This window comes from Raoultella sp. T31 (assembly GCF_002806725.1).
Classification (GTDB): domain Bacteria; phylum Pseudomonadota; class Gammaproteobacteria; order Enterobacterales; family Enterobacteriaceae; genus Klebsiella; species Klebsiella electrica.
In genome coordinates, this window is the sequence record NZ_PIBO01000044.1 from 1 (window position 1) to 15,535 (window position 15,535).

Annotated in this window: 14 protein-coding genes and 2 pseudogenes; 11 read left to right on the top strand and 5 right to left on the bottom strand. The window is 55.3% G+C overall.

The annotated features are described in order from the left end of the window. Nucleotides 1-223, top strand: a 223-nt coding sequence (locus tag CWM52_RS22220) for an OsmC family protein (protein ID WP_416308820.1), incomplete at its 5' end; no start/stop codon positions are given. Between the two features lie 160 nt (nucleotides 224-383). Here the strand turns inward: CWM52_RS22220 and CWM52_RS22225 are convergent. The 3 genes and pseudogenes from CWM52_RS22225 to xthA all read right to left on the bottom strand — a co-directional run bounded on the left by CWM52_RS22225 (nucleotide 384) and on the right by xthA (nucleotide 3,180). Next, nucleotides 384-1,752: pseudogene (locus tag CWM52_RS22225) on the bottom strand (IS3 family transposase). Between the two features lie 47 nt (nucleotides 1,753-1,799). Next, a pseudogene (locus CWM52_RS27210) lies at nucleotides 1,800-2,051 on the bottom strand (TVP38/TMEM64 family protein); the annotation flags it as partial. A gap of 322 nt (nucleotides 2,052-2,373) precedes the next feature. Next, complete coding sequence (xthA, locus tag CWM52_RS22235; RefSeq protein ID WP_100686071.1) at nucleotides 2,374-3,180, bottom strand: exodeoxyribonuclease III; 807 nt, start codon at nucleotides 3,178-3,180, stop codon at nucleotides 2,374-2,376. 446 nt (nucleotides 3,181-3,626) lie between these two features. On the opposite strand from xthA, the gene CWM52_RS22240 reads away from it, so the two are divergent. The 6 genes from CWM52_RS22240 (at nucleotide 3,627) to spy (ending at nucleotide 10,522) form a co-directional block, all read left to right on the top strand. Beyond that, nucleotides 3,627-4,847, top strand: coding sequence for an aspartate aminotransferase family protein (locus CWM52_RS22240; RefSeq protein ID WP_100686072.1), 1,221 nt, complete (start codon nucleotides 3,627-3,629; stop codon nucleotides 4,845-4,847). Next, nucleotides 4,844-5,878 carry an arginine N-succinyltransferase gene (astA, locus tag CWM52_RS22245; protein ID WP_100686073.1) on the top strand — a complete coding sequence of 345 codons (1,035 nt, stop codon included), beginning with the start codon at nucleotides 4,844-4,846 and terminating at the stop codon, nucleotides 5,876-5,878. The genes CWM52_RS22240 and astA overlap by 4 nt, the downstream gene beginning before the upstream one ends. Further along, nucleotides 5,875-7,353, top strand: coding sequence for a succinylglutamate-semialdehyde dehydrogenase (gene astD, locus CWM52_RS22250; protein ID WP_100686074.1), 1,479 nt, complete (start codon nucleotides 5,875-5,877; stop codon nucleotides 7,351-7,353). The genes astA and astD overlap by 4 nt, the downstream gene beginning before the upstream one ends. Beyond that, on the top strand, nucleotides 7,350-8,684 hold the full coding sequence (gene astB / locus CWM52_RS22255) for an N-succinylarginine dihydrolase (RefSeq protein ID WP_100686075.1): 1,335 nt from the start codon (nucleotides 7,350-7,352) through the stop codon (nucleotides 8,682-8,684). The genes astD and astB overlap by 4 nt, the downstream gene beginning before the upstream one ends. Before the next feature lie 26 nt (nucleotides 8,685-8,710). After that, complete coding sequence (astE, locus tag CWM52_RS22260) at nucleotides 8,711-9,679, top strand: succinylglutamate desuccinylase (protein WP_100686076.1); 969 nt, start codon at nucleotides 8,711-8,713, stop codon at nucleotides 9,677-9,679. Nucleotides 9,680-10,039: 360 nt separating this feature from the next. Continuing rightward, the gene (spy, locus tag CWM52_RS22265; RefSeq protein WP_100686077.1) at nucleotides 10,040-10,522 is read left to right on the top strand and encodes an ATP-independent periplasmic protein-refolding chaperone Spy; all 483 of its coding nucleotides are present in this window, start codon (nucleotides 10,040-10,042) and stop codon (nucleotides 10,520-10,522) included. Nucleotides 10,523-10,603: 81 nt separating this feature from the next. Here the strand turns inward: spy and cho are convergent, their stop codons facing one another. Both cho and nadE read right to left on the bottom strand, forming a co-directional pair. Continuing rightward, entirely contained in the window at nucleotides 10,604-11,470 is an 867-nt protein-coding gene (cho, locus tag CWM52_RS22270; RefSeq protein WP_100686078.1) for an excinuclease Cho, read from the bottom strand. 113 nt (nucleotides 11,471-11,583) lie between these two features. Then, the gene (nadE, locus tag CWM52_RS22275; RefSeq protein ID WP_100686079.1) at nucleotides 11,584-12,411 is read right to left on the bottom strand and encodes an ammonia-dependent NAD(+) synthetase; all 828 of its coding nucleotides are present in this window, start codon (nucleotides 12,409-12,411) and stop codon (nucleotides 11,584-11,586) included. A 229-nt stretch (nucleotides 12,412-12,640) separates the two neighbouring features. On the opposite strand from nadE, the gene osmE reads away from it, so the two are divergent. The 4 genes from osmE to chbA all read left to right on the top strand — a co-directional run bounded on the left by osmE (nucleotide 12,641) and on the right by chbA (nucleotide 15,509). Further along, nucleotides 12,641-12,979, top strand: a complete 339-nt coding sequence (osmE, locus tag CWM52_RS22280) for an osmotically-inducible lipoprotein OsmE (protein ID WP_100686080.1) — start codon at nucleotides 12,641-12,643, stop codon at nucleotides 12,977-12,979. 281 nt (nucleotides 12,980-13,260) lie between these two features. Then, nucleotides 13,261-13,581, top strand: a complete 321-nt coding sequence (gene chbB / locus CWM52_RS22285) for a PTS N,N'-diacetylchitobiose transporter subunit IIB (RefSeq protein ID WP_100686081.1) — start codon at nucleotides 13,261-13,263, stop codon at nucleotides 13,579-13,581. A 169-nt stretch (nucleotides 13,582-13,750) separates the two neighbouring features. Continuing rightward, nucleotides 13,751-15,109: a PTS N,N'-diacetylchitobiose transporter subunit IIC gene (chbC, locus tag CWM52_RS22290; RefSeq protein WP_100686082.1), complete on the top strand. Its 1,359-nt coding sequence runs from the start codon at nucleotides 13,751-13,753 to the stop codon at nucleotides 15,107-15,109. Between the two features lie 52 nt (nucleotides 15,110-15,161). Continuing rightward, entirely contained in the window at nucleotides 15,162-15,509 is a 348-nt protein-coding gene (gene chbA / locus CWM52_RS22295) for a PTS N,N'-diacetylchitobiose transporter subunit IIA (protein WP_100686083.1), read from the top strand. Nucleotides 15,510-15,535 lie beyond the last annotated feature (26 nt).

The window sequence follows — 15,535 nt, forward strand, 5'->3', positions numbered from 1 at the left end:
TTGTTGGAGTGAACATATCAAAAACAGGCAATTACACAATTTAAATTACAGTCTCTGTTTCACCGATATTACTTTAAAACCTGAAATAACGATCCGTCCCGGAGATGACATCAATCGAGCGCAGGCTCTCCATCACCGCGCGCATGATCTCTGTTTCATTGCAAATTCCCTTAATTTCCCGATTACATGCCAGCCAGTTATTACTCACAGCCAAAATGGCTAACGAAATCTGCAGGCAGGTAACCGTGTGAAATAGTGTGCCGGTACAATAGGGCGTCATCCAAACTGAATGGTAGACGTCCGCTCCTCGCTCATAGCAGACCCTTGCGTGAGCCTGCCCAACGACGTTCCGGTTTCCTGACAGCATCCCAGTACAGAGCTTGTCAATTTCTGCCTGTATAGCTCTTTAGGCGGTATTCAACCGGGCTGAGTCCGTTAAATTTAAGGCTAATTCGCCGGGTATTGTAGTATCGTATGTAATCCTCAATAGCCAGCTTAAGTTCATCAATATCCTTAAATTTACTGGTGTAAAAACATTCTGATTTTAACGTCCCGAAAAAGCATTCTGCACAGGCATTATCGAGGCAGTTGCCTTTGCGGGACATACTTTGGATGATGCTAAACTCCCGTAACTGATACTGGTACCATCGATGACGGTATTGCCAGCCCTGATCGGAATGAAGAACAGGATTGATACCTGCATCAAGCCTGGCAAAGGCCTTAATGAGCATATCATCGATCATTGGCATGGTTGGACGCTCTGAAATACTGTAGGAGATCACTTCGTTATTGAAGAGAACAATAATGGGTGAAAGGTAGAGTTTGTGGTCACTGACGGCGAATTCAGTGACATCGGTGACCCATTTTTCATTGGGCCGGCTGGCTTTGAAGTTTCGTTGCAGGATATTGTCAACAGCGCGCCCATGTTCACCCCGCCATGAGCTGTAGCGCTTAACTCTTATCGCGGCTTTGAGACGAAGTACATTCATCAGGCGCTGAACTACTTTGTGGTTTAACGCTCCTCCTTCTCTTCTGAGCGCCAGTGCTATCCGCCGATAACCATAGCGGCCCTGGTTCTCATCATAGATCTCTTTGATTCTGCATTTCACTTCATCGTATTTCCCCGGGGAGTGGAGTGCTTTCAGATGATAGTAAAACGTACTCCTGGGTATCTGAGCTATCTGCAAAAGCTGGTCTAACGGATAGTGCTGCCTCAGTTCGTCGATAATTCTGACCTTCTCCCTTACCGAACTAAGGCTTTCAACTTTTTTAAATAAAGAATCCGCAATTCCAGGCGGCGGACTTTTTGTTCAAGTTCCTGAATATGTTTATCTTTCGAACGTTCCAGTGCCACCTCAAGCGCAACAGGATCATCAATCATATTAAGTGCCTTTTTTTGCCCACACGGAGAGAACGAAGCCCTTCCTCTCCATGTTCTCTGAACACCTTCATCCACTTCCCAACAGAGGCTGAACCCGCGACGTTAAATTTCGCAGCAGCCTGCGTCTGGGAAATCTGCCCCGTCAGTACAGCCTTAACGGCTTCGACTCTGATATCGGGATCGATTGATACGCCCTTATCCCTGGGCTTCAGGCCTTCTTCTCCATAAGCATCATAGGCTGCAACCCATATTCTTACCTGGGTTCTGGGAACATTAAAACGAGCTGAAGTTAAGCGATAGCCTTCATCGGTAGCGAAATAGTGCATAACCACTTCGAGGCGCTGTTGAAAGGTGTACTTACGTCTGGACATGGGACTCTCCAATTTGAGAGTCCAACTAAATGGGTGCAGTGCACTGCGAGTTCGCTCGCCATCAGAGTGTAGATAAACAGCCCCGGCAGGGTCGTCAGGAGCGATATCAGCATAAATGAGCCGAACGGAATGGCGGTCAGGCCATAGGCATAGTTTTGAATGTTGTACGGAAACAGCGGCACCAGGCGGGTAAAAATCAGGAAATCTGTACCGCTGCGGGCAATTCCGCGTTCAATCGCCTGAAAGGTGGCGGTATGTCCGGCATATTTCAGCAGCAGATCGCGACCCAGCCAGCGGGCCGCTGTGTTGGATCAGCGCCTGCAGTTGACGGAAGTGGGTCAGCAGGTCGGCAAAGCCGGAGAAGGAGACAATCGCCACCGTGGCGCAGAGCAGGGCGAGAATCAGCAGCAGCTGAGAGTCTGTTTTATGACGGCTTCTTTTGCATGGGGATCTCCTGTTTTTACCGCGTTCCGTGAACCTGCGCCCCGGTCGCCAGGGCGTGCGCGACAGTATAATAAATGGCGAGCCGCAACAATGTCTTACCGCGGATTTATTGATTTTTCTCAGGATAAGCGCACTCTCCGCGGCCGTCAGGCCGGGAGAGTCGAGGGAGAAAGCGCTTTACGGTTTGAAGGTGGCCCAGACCGGCGCATGGTCGGACGGTTTTTCCATACCGCGAATGTCGTAATCAATACCGGTTTCTACGCAGCGCTGCGCCAGCGGAGAGCTTGCCAGCAGCAGGTCGATACGCAGCCCGCGGTTATCGTCAAAGCCTTTGGAACGGTAGTCAAACCATGAGAAGCGATCCTGGCTATCGGGATTGGCCTGACGCCAGGTGTCAACCAGGCCCCAGTCCAGCAGGCGCGCCATCCACTCACGCTCTTCCGGCAGGAATGAGCACTTACCGGTGCGCAGCCAGCGCTTACGGTTCTCTTCGCCAATGCCGATGTCGAGGTCGGTTGGGCTGATGTTCATATCCCCCATGATCAGCAGCGGATTATCTTTGTTCAGCTCACTATCGAGATAGTTTTGCAGGTTCTGGTAGAACGCCGCTTTTGCCGGGAACTTGGTTGCGTGGTCGCGGCTTTCGCCCTGCGGGAAATAGCCGTTGATCACCGTCACATTGCCGAATGCGGACGGAATTTCCGCCATGATGATGCGCCGCTGGGCCTCTTCGCCGTCGTCCGGGAAACCGCGGCGCACTGAGACCGGCGTCTCTTTGGTCAGCAGCGCCACGCCGTAGTGCCCTTTTTGACCGTGGTAGAACACGTTGTACCCGAGTTTTGCCACCTCTTCGAGCGGAAACATGTCGTCGTGTACTTTGGTTTCCTGTAAGCCAATGACGTCAGGCTGATGTTTGTCGACGATGGCGGCCAGCTGGTGGGGGCGGGCGCGCAGGCCGTTGATATTAAAAGAGAGAAATTTCATAGTTGCTGCCACTGTGCAAGGTGAATAGTGCAGGGATGGTAGCAGAAATTCGCCGGGCTGGCTGTCGGAAGGCATTTTATTGTGCCTGTTGTTCCGATTGGCAGCGCTGGCGTAATCCGCGTGCACCATTCCGGCGCAGCCTGCGCTAAAAAAGGGCGAATATCTACGATAAATTTCGTAGAGGATCACAAATACAGAATTATATCTTACTGATGCATAAACTATCTGATTTATTCACTGCTGTGGCCGGTGGATAAGATATTTATTCACTATTTATGCATTTAATGTGCATAAATTGAAGTCGTAACTTATTGATATTCCTTGCCTGACTCCGATTTATGCATTTTCCCCTCTGGCTGGCACGATGTGTGCAATCTACATTTACAGCGTGACAACCTACAATTTTTAACATTATTCATACTTTTTATTTACCGGAAGAGGTCGATATGTCTCAGTCAATTACGCGTAACAATTTTGATGAATGGATGATGCCGGTCTACGCGCCAGCGGCTTTTATTCCGGTACGCGGTGAAGGTTCACACCTGTGGGATCAGCAGGGGAAAGAGTATATCGATTTTGCCGGCGGCATTGCGGTGAATGCCCTGGGACACGCTCATCCGCAGCTGATTCGGGCGTTGACGGAACAAGCCGGAAAGTTCTGGCACACCGGCAACGGATACACCAATGAGCCGGTCCTGCGTCTGGCGAAACAGCTGATCGACGCGACTTTTGCCGACCGCGTTTTCTTCTGTAACTCAGGCGCAGAGGCTAACGAAGCGGCGCTGAAGCTGGCGCGCAAATATGCTCACGACCGTTTCGGCAGCCACAAAAGCGGCATCGTCGCGTTCAAAAATGCCTTCCACGGTCGCACCTTGTTTACTGTTTCTGCGGGCGGCCAGCCGGCCTACTCTCAGGATTTTGCCCCGCTACCGCCGCAGATCCAGCATGCGGTTTATAACGATCTCGAATCGGCGCGGGCGCTTATCGATGACAACACCTGCGCGGTGATTGTTGAGCCGATGCAGGGCGAAGGGGGCGTGGTGCCAGCCGATGCGGCCTTCCTGCGTGGTCTGCGCGAGTTGTGCGATGCCCATCATGCGCTGTTGATTTTTGATGAAGTCCAGACCGGAGTAGGCCGTACCGGCGAACTGTATGCCTATATGCACTATGGCGTCACGCCGGATGTCCTGTCGACGGCGAAAGCGCTGGGCGGTGGTTTCCCGATTGGCGCGCTGCTGGCAACGCAAGACTGCGCCAACGTCATGACCGTCGGGACGCACGGCACCACCTACGGCGGTAACCCGCTGGCCAGCGCGGTGGCCGGCGAAGTACTGTCAATAGTCAATACGCCGGCGGTACTGAACGGCGTGAAGCAGCGCCACCAGTGGTTTACCGAGCGGCTGAACGCCATTAACGCGCGCTACGGCCTGTTCAAGGAGATCCGTGGACTGGGACTGCTGATCGGCTGCGTCCTCAATGATGCCTGGGCCGGAAAGGCGAAAGCCATCAGTACCCAGGCGGCGGAAGAGGGGCTGATGATTCTGATTGCCGGCGCGAACGTGGTGCGTTTCGCTCCGGCGCTCATTGTGAGTGAGGAAGAGGTGAAAACCGGGCTGGATCGTTTTGAACGGGCCTGCCAACACTTCCTCGCGGGAGCGTCATCATGATGGTGATTCGTCCTGTAGCCGCCGAAGATCTGGCCGGTCTGGTGACCCTGGCCGGTGAAACCGGTGGTGGCCTGACATCGCTGCCTGCCGATGAAAAGACGCTGGCGGCGCGGATTGAACGTTCACAGAAAACCTGGCGCGGGGAGCTGCCAAAAAGCGAACAGGGCTATGTTTTTGTCCTTGAAGAGACCAGCAGCGGCGCGGTGGTGGGGATTTGCGCTATCGAAGTCGCGGTAGGGTTGAACGATCCCTGGTACAACTACCGCGTGGGGACACAGGTTCATGCCTCAAAAGAGCTGAATGTCTACAACGCGCTGCCGACGCTGTTTCTCAGCAACGATCACACTGGCAGCAGCGAGCTGTGCACGCTGTTTCTCGATCCGGCCTGGCGTAAAGAGGGCAACGGCTATCTGTTGTCGAAATCGCGCTTCCTGTTTATGGCCGCGTTCCGCGAGCACTTTAATGAAAAAGTGGTGGCGGAGATGCGCGGCGTGATTGATGAACATGGCTATTCGCCGTTCTGGGAAAGCCTCGGCAAACGCTTTTTCGCCATGGAGTTCTCGCGTGCCGACTACCTGTGCGGGACCGGGCAAAAAGCTTTTATTGCCGCCTTGATGCCGAAGCATCCGCTGTATATCGACTTTTTATCCGATGAGGCGCGCGCGGCGATCGGCGAAGTTCATCCGCAAACGGCGCCGGCGCGCGCGGTGCTGGAGAAAGAAGGGTTTCGCTACCGCAACTATATCGACATTTTCGACGGCGGGCCGACGCTGGAGTGCGACATTGACCGGGTGCGGGCGATTCGTAAAAGCCGGCTGGTGACCGTGGCGGAAGGGCAGCCCGCGCCGGGGGAATGGCCGGTATGCCTGGTGGCCAACGAGCAGTATCTGCAATTTCGCGCGCTGCTGGTGCACGCCGATCCGCATACCGATCGCCTGCTGTTGAGCGCGCGCGAACTGGATGCCCTGAAATGCCATGTCGGCGACCAGGTGAGACTGGTTGGTCTGATTCCGGAGGAGAAAAAATCATGAGTTTATGGATCAACGGTGAGTGGCAGAGCGGACACGGTCCGGCGCGCAGCAAAATCAACCCGGTCAGCCAGGCGCTGCTCTGGCAGGGCAACGACGCCGACGCCGGACAGGTGGCGCTGGCGGTCAGTGCCGCGAGACGGGCCTTCCCGACATGGGCCAGGCAGCCGTTCAGCGTCCGTCAGGCGATCGTGGAAAAATTTGCCGCGCTGCTGGAAGCGAACAAAACCGAGCTAACTGCGGTTATTGCCGCAGAAACCGGTAAGCCGCAGTGGGAAGCGGTAACCGAAATCAGCGCGATGATCAACAAGATCGCTATTTCCCTGAAAGCCTACCATAGCCGCACCGGTGAGTCGCAAACGGTCATGGGCGATGGCTCGGCGACGCTGCGCCATCGCCCGCATGGCGTGCTGGCGGTGTTTGGTCCGTACAATTTTCCCGGTCATCTGCCTAACGGGCATATTGTGCCGGCGCTGCTGGCGGGGAATACGCTGGTGTTTAAGCCCAGCGAACTGACGCCGCACAGCGGCGAGGCGGTGGTGAAACTGTGGGCCGAGGCGGGACTGCCGCCGGGGGTACTGAACTTACTGCAGGGCGGACGGGAAACCGGCGAAGCGCTGAGCGCCCAGCCGGATATTGACGGGCTGCTGTTTACCGGCAGCTCGGCGACGGGGTTTCAGCTGCACCGCCAGCTCGCCGGCCAGCCGGAAAAGATTCTGGCGCTGGAGATGGGCGGCAACAATCCGCTGATTGTCGACGACCCGCAGGATATCGATGCGGCGGTGCATCTGACCATTCAATCGGCCTTTATTACCGCCGGACAGCGCTGTACTTGCGCTCGTCGCCTGCTGGTGAAGCGCGGCGAGAGAGGCGATGCGTTTCTCGAACGACTGGTGACAGTGTCACAAAGTCTGGTGCCCGACGCCTGGGATGCGTCGCCGCAGCCGTTCCTTGGCGGGCTTATCTCGGCCCAGGCGGCGCAAAAGGTGCACCAGGCCTGGCTCGGACAGGTTGCGAAGGGCGGAAAAACGCTGCTGGAGCCGCGGCTGTTGCGGGCCGGTACTTCGCTGTTGACGCCGGGAATTATCGAACTGACGGCGGTGGCGGAAGTGGCCGACGAGGAAGTTTTTGGTCCGCTGCTCAGCGTCTGGCGCTATGACGATTTTGCCGAGGCGATCGCCCTCGCGAATGCCACCCGGTTTGGTCTTTCCTGCGGGCTGATTTCCGCAGAGCGCGAGAAATTCGATCGCCTGCTGCTGGAAGCGCGGGCCGGAATCGTCAACTGGAACAAACCGCTGACCGGCGCCGCCAGCACCGCGCCGTTTGGCGGTGTGGGGGCCTCCGGTAACCACCGTCCGGGGGCATGGTACGCGGCCGATTATTGTGCGTGGCCGATGGCAAGTCTCGAAACGCCGGAACTGACGCTACCGGCGACCCTCAGTCCCGGTCTCGACATCCTGCGAGGAGCCGCCCGATGAAAGCTTTTGAGGTAAATTTTGACGGACTTCCCGGTCTGACCCATCACTACGCCGGGCTCTCCTTTGGCAATGAGGCGTCGACACGACATCGCTATCGGGTATCCAACCCGCAGCTGGCGGCGAAGCAGGGGCTGAAAAAGATGAAGGCGCTGGCGGACGCGGGCTATCCCCAGGCCGTCATCCCGCCACAGGAACGGCCGAATGTTCCCCTGCTGCGCCAGCTCGGATTCAGCGGCAGCGACCCGCAGGTCATCGAGAAGGCGGCGCGCCAGGCGCCGGATCTGCTGTCAGCGGTGAGCTCGGCTTCGTCAATGTGGGTGGCCAACGCGGCGACGGTTTCGCCCTCGGCCGATTCGCTGGATGGCCGGGTTCACCTGACGGTGGCCAATCTTAACGATAAATTCCACCGCGCCAGTGAAGCGCCAACGACCGAAGCGCTGCTGCGCGCTATCTTCCCTGATGAGCAGCGCTTTGCCATCCATCCCCCTTTGCCGCAGGTGGCGTTGTTTGGCGATGAAGGGGCGGCGAACCATAACCGCCTCGGCGGCGAGTATGGCGCGCCGGGCGTGCAGCTTTTTGTCTACGGTCGCCAGCAGGGCGGCGAGGGCGAAAGCCCGCTGCGCTACCCGGCACGACAGACGCTGGAAGCCAGTCAGGCGGTTGCGCGCCTGAATCAGGTGAATCCGCGGCAGGTTATTTTTGCCCGGCAGAATCCGGCGGTGATTGATAAAGGGGTATTTCACAACGATGTGATTGCGGTGAGTAATCGCCAGGTGCTGTTTTGCCATGAACAGGCGTTCGTCGATCAGCCGCAGCTGATGCGCGAGCTTGCCGGGCAGGTGGCCGGGTTTACGCCCGTTATTGTACCGACCCGCGCGGTGACGGTAGAAGAGGCGGTAGCGACCTATCTGTTCAACAGTCAGCTATTGAGTAAACCCGATGGCACGATGCGGCTGATTCTTCCCCAGGAGGCGCAGGAACATGCTGGGGTCTGGCGTTACCTGAACACGCTGCTGGACGCTGACAACCCGATTGATGAACTGCAGGTTTACGATCTGCGCGAAAGTATGGCCAACGGCGGGGGGCCGGCCTGTTTGCGCCTGCGAGTGGTGTTGACGGAGGAGGAACTGCGGGCGGTGAATCCGGCGGTATTGATGAACGAGGCGCTGTTTGTGACCCTCAATGACTGGGTCGATCGCTACTATCGCGATCGTCTCACCCAGGCGGATCTGGCGGATCCACAGCTGCTTGTCGAAGGTCGCGAGGCGCTCGATCGGCTGACGCAAATCCTGCAACTGGGTTCCGTTTATCCGTTTCAGCAGGCGCTGTGACTTTGTTTTCGTTTCAAGGAGGCGTCGTGGACGACTTTCTGGCATTAACTCTGGCGGGGCGTTTGCCCCACCACTTTCATGGCGAAACGGCGCATTTTCGCTGGCACTGGCTGGATTGCGGGGTGTTGCAACTGACGCCGCATGCGCGCTGCGAGCGGTCGCTGGTTCTGTCCGCGGGGATCCACGGCAATGAAACCGCGCCGGTGGAGATGACCCATCAGCTGCTACAGCAGCTGTTTAGCGGTGAGCTGCCGCTGCACTGGCGGCTGCTGGTTATCTTCGGCAATCCGCCCGCGCTGCGGCAAAATAAGCGCTACCTGGACTGCGACATGAACCGGATGTTTGGCGGGCGCTGGCAGGGTTTTCCCGTCAGCGACGAAACGGCCAGAGCGCGTCAGCTGGAGCAGGTGTTGACGCGGTTTTATGCTGGCGCAACGGGCGGCCGCTGGCACCTTGATTTACATACCGCGATTCGTGGGTCGCTGCATACGCGCTTTGGAGTGCTGCCGGCGCGTGAAGCTCCGTGGGATGAGGATTTTTTGCGTTGGCTGGGCGGCGCCGGGCTGGAGGCGCTGGTCTTCCATCAGCAGCCGGCGGGGACATTCACCCATTTCAGCTGTGAACGCTTTGCCGCGCTCTCCTGTACCCTGGAACTCGGGAAGGCGTTACCGTTTGGCGCTAACGATCTGGCGCAATTTAGCGTCACCCAACGGGCGCTAATGCGTTTGCTGGTGGGCGACATGACGGTTGTTGACGCCGAGCCGGCGCCGCTGCGCTATCGGGTGGTGCAGCAAATTACCCGCCATAGTGATAAATTTCATCTGTTTATGTCGGATCGGACGCTCAATTTTACCGCCTTTCCCGGCGGAACCCTGCTTGCCGAAGATGGCGATATTCGCTATGTGGTAGAAAAAGCGCAGGAGTTTGTTCTGTTCCCTAATCCGTCCGTGGCGCGGGGGCTGCGGGCCGGGTTGATGCTGGAGCGTTTACCGTAGCCGCGGGCCGAATATTTTGCCGCTCATCCGGGCGGCTGTTTAATTTCGAATAGTGACTTTTTCGCGTAATCTTATTTTTTTGTGCGCTGGAGTCTGATTGCGGATTATTCCTGGATAAATGCTTTGTTTTTAATCTTTGCTGCTTTATAATCCATAAAAACCATCTAAAAACAGTAAGTTATTTATTTTCTGTTGCAATTCCCTCCTTAATTTCCTTATTTTCTCCACAATTGGTGAGAAAATGTTTTTTACACTTTCATTGTTTTACGCTTGCTCTGACTAATTGACGATAAACGTCGTAAAGTTTATCTCGTCAACACGGCAACACGCCGTAAAAATAACTTAAAGTAAGGACCAGATATGAAGAAGATGACTGCTCTGTTTGTTGCCTCTACACTGGCTCTGGGTGCGGCTAACCTGGCTCACGCTGCCGATACCACCGCCGTTCAGACCGATAGCAAACCGATGATGCACCATAAGGGTATGCATGGCGGCCAGCATGAAATGATGTTTAAAGGGCTGAATCTGACCGATGCGCAAAAACAGCAGATTCGCGACATCATGAAGGACCAGCGTGAAAATATGAAACGCCCGTCGCTGGATGAACGCCGCGCGATGCATGAGCTTATCGCCAGCGATACCTTCGATAAAGCGAAAGCGGAAGCGCAGATCGATAAAATGGAGGCGCAGCACAAAGCGATGGCGCTTTCCCGTATGGAAACCCAGAACAAGATTTACAACATTCTGACGCCGGAACAGAAAAAACAGTTCAATGCGAATTTTGAGAAGCATCTGACAGAACGCAACGCGGCAGAAGGTAAAATGCCCGCATCAGCTGAATAACTCAGCGCTTTGAATGAAGACCGCCGGTCTTGCCCAACATACGCCGTCAGGCATTGGGCAGGACCGGCGGTTTTTTTTGCCCTAACGGGGGGAGAGCGGATGCAGCGTAAAGCGGCCACTCAGCAGCGGTTTACAGAGAATTTTGTAGCCGTCATGATCGAAACTGGCCGACTGGCGCGTTAAGGACTCTGCCTGCTCCAGCGTCTCGACTGCTCCCAGCCACAGCCAGTTATGAATGACGTGATAGTGGGTGAGGTCTGGACCTTGCTCTTCCAGCGCGATGGCCCCAGGCCACGGCCAGCACACCAGCTGCATCTGCGCCATCCGGGCGCGAAGTCTTTCATGATGCGCGGCAAGAGTTTCCTGGCCGCAGCAGGCGCCGGCGCAGCGTCCCAGCGCGTGCCGGAAACAGGCGCGGCCCGCAGTGAGCGTCTCCAGTCCCAGCAGCCCGTAACAAAGATGCTGTTCGTCTGCGAGGGTTTGCAGCGCCTGCAGCGCCGCCCGCCGGTTAGCGAACAGGCCATACAGATGATTCTGGTGGGAGAAATCAACCTCGCGGGCGTACACCACCTGCGGGCGAGCCCCTTCCAGCCGCAACGAGCAGAGCTGCTTATTACGCCGCAGGCGCTTATTAAACAGCGGCTGGCGTTCTTTAATCAGCTGCGCCTCCAGCAGCAGCGCGCCCAGCTCTCCCGCGGTACGCTGCCAGCTGATGCTTCGCGCCTGGCGCAGCATGGCCGCCTCTTCGGGCGTACGCAGGTGCGACAGCACCCGACTGCGGAGATTCACGCTCTTACCGATATACAGCGGGAGCGTCTCGCTCTCACCGTGAAACAGATAAACGCCCGGCAGAGTAGGCAGCGCCTCCACCCATGGACGCAGATGTTCGGGATATTCATAGATAGCCGCCGCCTCGAATTCCAGACGCGGGGCAGATTGCCTTCTCACTACACGGGCTCCTGATACTGGTTATTTGTCCAGTATAGCAGGGCGTTCAGGCAGCGAAAAGTACAAAAAATAACCCCGGCGGTGGCCGGGGTCAGCGAAATGCAGGGCGCGCGTTATTTTTTCCAGAAGTCGTCGAAAACGGTGATCGGCGTCCGGCGCTTATGCTCGGTTTTCAGATACCAGCCTTCAATAATTCTGGCGATGCCCGTATCCAGCGTTTTGCCTTCCAGATAGTCATCGATATTGTCGTAGGTCACCCCCAGCGCAACTTCATCCGGCAGAGAGGGGCGGTCGTCTTCCAGGTCGGCGGTCGGCAGCTTCTTATACAGATGCTCCGGGCAGCCCAGCAGCGCCAGCAGCTGCTTGCCCTGGCGCTTATTGAGACGGAAGATAGGGTTGATATCCGTGCCGCCGTCTCCGTACTTGGTAAAGAAGCCGGTAATCGCCTCAGCCGCATGGTCGGTACCTACCACCACGCCGTGGGTCATCCCGGCAATGCTGTACTGCGTTTTCATGCGCTCGCGGGCTTTCTCATTGCCGCGAACAAAGTCGCTGAGCTCAATACCGGCCTCCCGCAAGGCCTGCTCGCTGGCCAGGACGGCGCCTTTAATATTTACCGTCAGCACCCGATCCGGCTGGATGAAGGCGATCGCATCCTGGCAATCCTGCTCATCCGCCTGGACGCCATAAGGCAGGCGTACCGCAATAAACTGCAGCTTTTCATCGCCGGTTTCGGCCCGCAGTTCAGTGATGGCCTGCTGACAAAGTTTGCCTGTCAGGGTTGAATCCTGGCCGCCGCTGATTCCCAGAACCAGTGACTTAATAAAAGGGTAGGTCTGCAAGTACGACTTCAAAAAGTCCACGCTGCGGCGAATTTCACCCTCAGCATCGATCTGGGGCTTTGCGCCCAGCGCCTGAATAATTTCTTGTTGTAGCGTCATCGCGCCCTCCGGAAAGTGAATCTGTTTAGCTGCCAGTAGGGGTTAAAGCTACCTCTTTGCCGGGAAAACGACAAGGATCACAGAATTGAGTGGCGTAAAAGAAAGCAATCAACGACATAGGTTTTTTTTATTAGAAAGAGCTTAAATTTGCCCCTTTTGTACCTTCGGCTTGAAAAATAACGCTATTTATTCCAGGCTTATTAACACGCAGAATAAAAGAGGACGGAATATGAACAACAATTTAACTGGATTTCTGGGCGCAGCAGCCGTTTTGACCATGCTGGCAGGTTGTACGGCTTACGATCGTACCGCCGATCAGTTCACGCAACCGGTCGTCAAAGATGTCAAAAAAGGTATGACCCGCGCGCAGGTCTTACAGATTGCGGGTAAACCGTCTTCTGAGGTCACCATGATCCATGCCCGCGGAACCTGTCAGACCTATATCCTCGGTCAACGGGATGGTAAAATTGAAACCTACTTTGTTGCCCTCGATGACACCGGCCGCGTGATGAACTCCGGCTACCAGACCTGTGCGGAGTACGATACCGACCCGCGTAACAGCAAGTAGTGCAACATGCTGGGATCTACGAAAGCCCGACCACTGGTCGGGTTTTTTTATGACCGCTAATGCTTATTTAATTGCGCGAATTATTTGGGGGAAATGTGAAGGTAGTCAAAACGCGAGGTCAATGAGAGACAATTTTGATTAACCAGGAATTATCCAGGTCCCGAACAATGCCGTATACTCAATGCATAAACAATACTAATTGAATGATGACCTGTCTTATCCGGCCTTCAGACAGAAAATGGTACTGAGGCCGCCAGGTTTTACACATTGAGGAAGCGCTCATGGAAAAGAAACACATCTATTTGTTTTGCTCGGCTGGAATGTCAACTTCACTGCTGGTCTCTAAAATGCGAGCGCAGGCGGAAAAATATGAAGTGCCGGTCATCATCGAGGCTTATCCTGAGACACTTGCGGGAGAAAAGGGCCCTGAAGCCGATGTCGTATTATTAGGCCCACAAATCGCGTATATGCTTCCTGAAATTCAGCGGCTGTTACCAAATAAGCCGGTGGAAGTTATCGACTCTGTACTGTATGGCAAAGTCGATGGTTTAGGTGTACTGAAAGCGGCCGTTGCGGCCATTAAGAAAGCTGCTGCACATTAATTTAATTTTAAAACTCAATATCTTTTTGGTTTTCGCTGAATCAATAGTGCGCTAAGGCACTATCTTATTTGCCGGAATAGCAAAAGGTGAGAGTTTATTTTCCCGTCAAAGAGTAATTTCATACATCTATGCCGTAATGATTCGATTACGGCTTTTAAGGGTATTTGCTATGAGTAAAGTGATTGACTCGCTTGAAAAGGTACTCCTTCCTTTTGCAGTGAAAATAGGAAAGCAGCCGCACATTAATGCGATTAAAAACGGCTTTATTAAATTAATGCCGCTGACCCTCGCCGGGGCCATGTTCGTATTAATCAACAATGTTTTTCTGAGCTTTGGTGAGGGTTCTTTCTTCTATTCAATGGGTATTCGCCTGGATGCTTCCACCATTGAAACGTTAAATGGCTTTAAGGCCATCGGCGGCAACGTTTATAACGGGACGTTAGGGATTATGTCGTTGATGGCGCCGTTCTTTATCGGTATGGCGCTGGCTGAAGAGCGTAAAGTCGATCCGTTGGCCGCGGGGCTGCTATCGGTCGCCGCCTTTATGACCGTCACGCCGTATAGCGTGGGCGAGGCCTATGCGGTCGGCGCGAACTGGCTGGGTGGGGCAAACATTATCTCGGGTATGATCATTGGCCTGCTGGTGGCGGAAATGTTCACCTTTGTTATCCGCCGCAACTGGGTTATTACCTTGCCGGACAGCGTTCCGGCCTCGGTATCACGCTCATTCTCGGCGCTGATTCCGGGCTTCCTGATCCTCTCCGTGTTCGGCATTATCTCCTGGCTGCTGGCCAACCATGGCAGCAACTTCCACCAGATCATCATGGACTCCATCTCCAGACCGCTGGCGTCGATGGGCAGCGTGGTGGGCTGGGCCTACGTTATCTTTAACTCCCTGCTGTGGTTCTTCGGCGTACACGGGTCTCTGGCGCTGACCGCGCTGGACAACGGCATCATGACCCCGTGGGCGCTGGAAAACATCGCGCTGTACAACCAGTACGGTTCCGTTGAGGCGGCCATCGCTGCGGGCAAAGAGTTCCACTTCTGGGCCAAGCCGATGCTGGACTCTTACATCCTGCTGGGGGGCTCCGGGGCCACGCTCGGTCTGATTATCGCCATCTTCATCGGCTCACGCCGCGCAGATCACCGTCAGGTGGCGAAACTGGCGCTGCCGTCAGGCATCTTCCAGATTAACGAGCCGATTCTGTTTGGTCTGCCGATTATCATGAACCCGGTAATGTTCATCCCGTTTGTCCTGATTCAGCCGATTCTGGCCGCGATTACGCTTGTTGCCTACTCGATGGGGATTATCCCGCCGGTGACTAACCTGGCGCCGTGGACCATGCCTACCGGCCTCGGGGCGTTCTTCAACAGTAACGGGAGTATCGCCGCACTTTGCGTGGCGCTGTTTAACCTCGGGGTGTCGGTGCTGGTTTACCTGCCGTTCGTCGCGGTCTCCAACAAGGCGCAGGCGGTTATTGAAGAGCAGGAAAGCGAAGAAGATATCGCTAACGCGCTGAAATTCTGATGTCGAGCGGTACGGGAGCTTTCCCGTACCGCCTGAGAAATGAGGAAATAGTATGTTTGATCTGGATAATATCGAAGCGGTTGACGTACCTGAGAACGATCTCGAAGAGGTGGTGATGGGGCTGATTATCAACTCCGGACAGGCCCGTAGCCTGGCCTATGCTGCACTTAAGCAGGCCAAGCAAGGGGATTTCGCCGCCGCCAAAAATATGATGGAACAGTCGCGAATGGCGCTGAGTGAAGCGCATCGCGTGCAGACGCAGCTCATTGAAAGCGATGAAGGCGAAGGCAAAATGAAGGTCAGTCTGGTACTGGTTCATGCGCAGGATCATTTGATGACCTCCATGCTGGCGCGTGAACTGGTTGCCGAATTGATTGAGCTGCATGAGAAGGTACAATAGGCCATCTACACGATGAGGCAGCCAAA

Bases quoted from the DNA above. Each gene is read 5' to 3' on its own strand.
- xthA (WP_100686071.1), bottom strand. From the start codon at position 3,180: ATGAAATTTCTCTCTTTTAATATCAACGGCCTGCGCGCCCGCCCCCAC.
- CWM52_RS22240 (WP_100686072.1), top strand. From the start codon at position 3,627: ATGTCTCAGTCAATTACGCGTAACAATTTTGATGAATGGATGATGCCG.
- astA (WP_100686073.1), top strand. From the start codon at position 4,844: ATGATGGTGATTCGTCCTGTAGCCGCCGAAGATCTGGCCGGTCTGGTG.
- astD (WP_100686074.1), top strand. From the start codon at position 5,875: ATGAGTTTATGGATCAACGGTGAGTGGCAGAGCGGACACGGTCCGGCG.
- astB (WP_100686075.1), top strand. From the start codon at position 7,350: ATGAAAGCTTTTGAGGTAAATTTTGACGGACTTCCCGGTCTGACCCAT.
- spy (WP_100686077.1), top strand. From the start codon at position 10,040: ATGAAGAAGATGACTGCTCTGTTTGTTGCCTCTACACTGGCTCTGGGT.
- nadE (WP_100686079.1), bottom strand. From the start codon at position 12,411: ATGACGCTACAACAAGAAATTATTCAGGCGCTGGGCGCAAAGCCCCAG.
- osmE (WP_100686080.1), top strand. From the start codon at position 12,641: ATGAACAACAATTTAACTGGATTTCTGGGCGCAGCAGCCGTTTTGACC.
- chbB (WP_100686081.1), top strand. From the start codon at position 13,261: ATGGAAAAGAAACACATCTATTTGTTTTGCTCGGCTGGAATGTCAACT.
- chbC (WP_100686082.1), top strand. From the start codon at position 13,751: ATGAGTAAAGTGATTGACTCGCTTGAAAAGGTACTCCTTCCTTTTGCA.
- chbA (WP_100686083.1), top strand. From the start codon at position 15,162: ATGTTTGATCTGGATAATATCGAAGCGGTTGACGTACCTGAGAACGAT.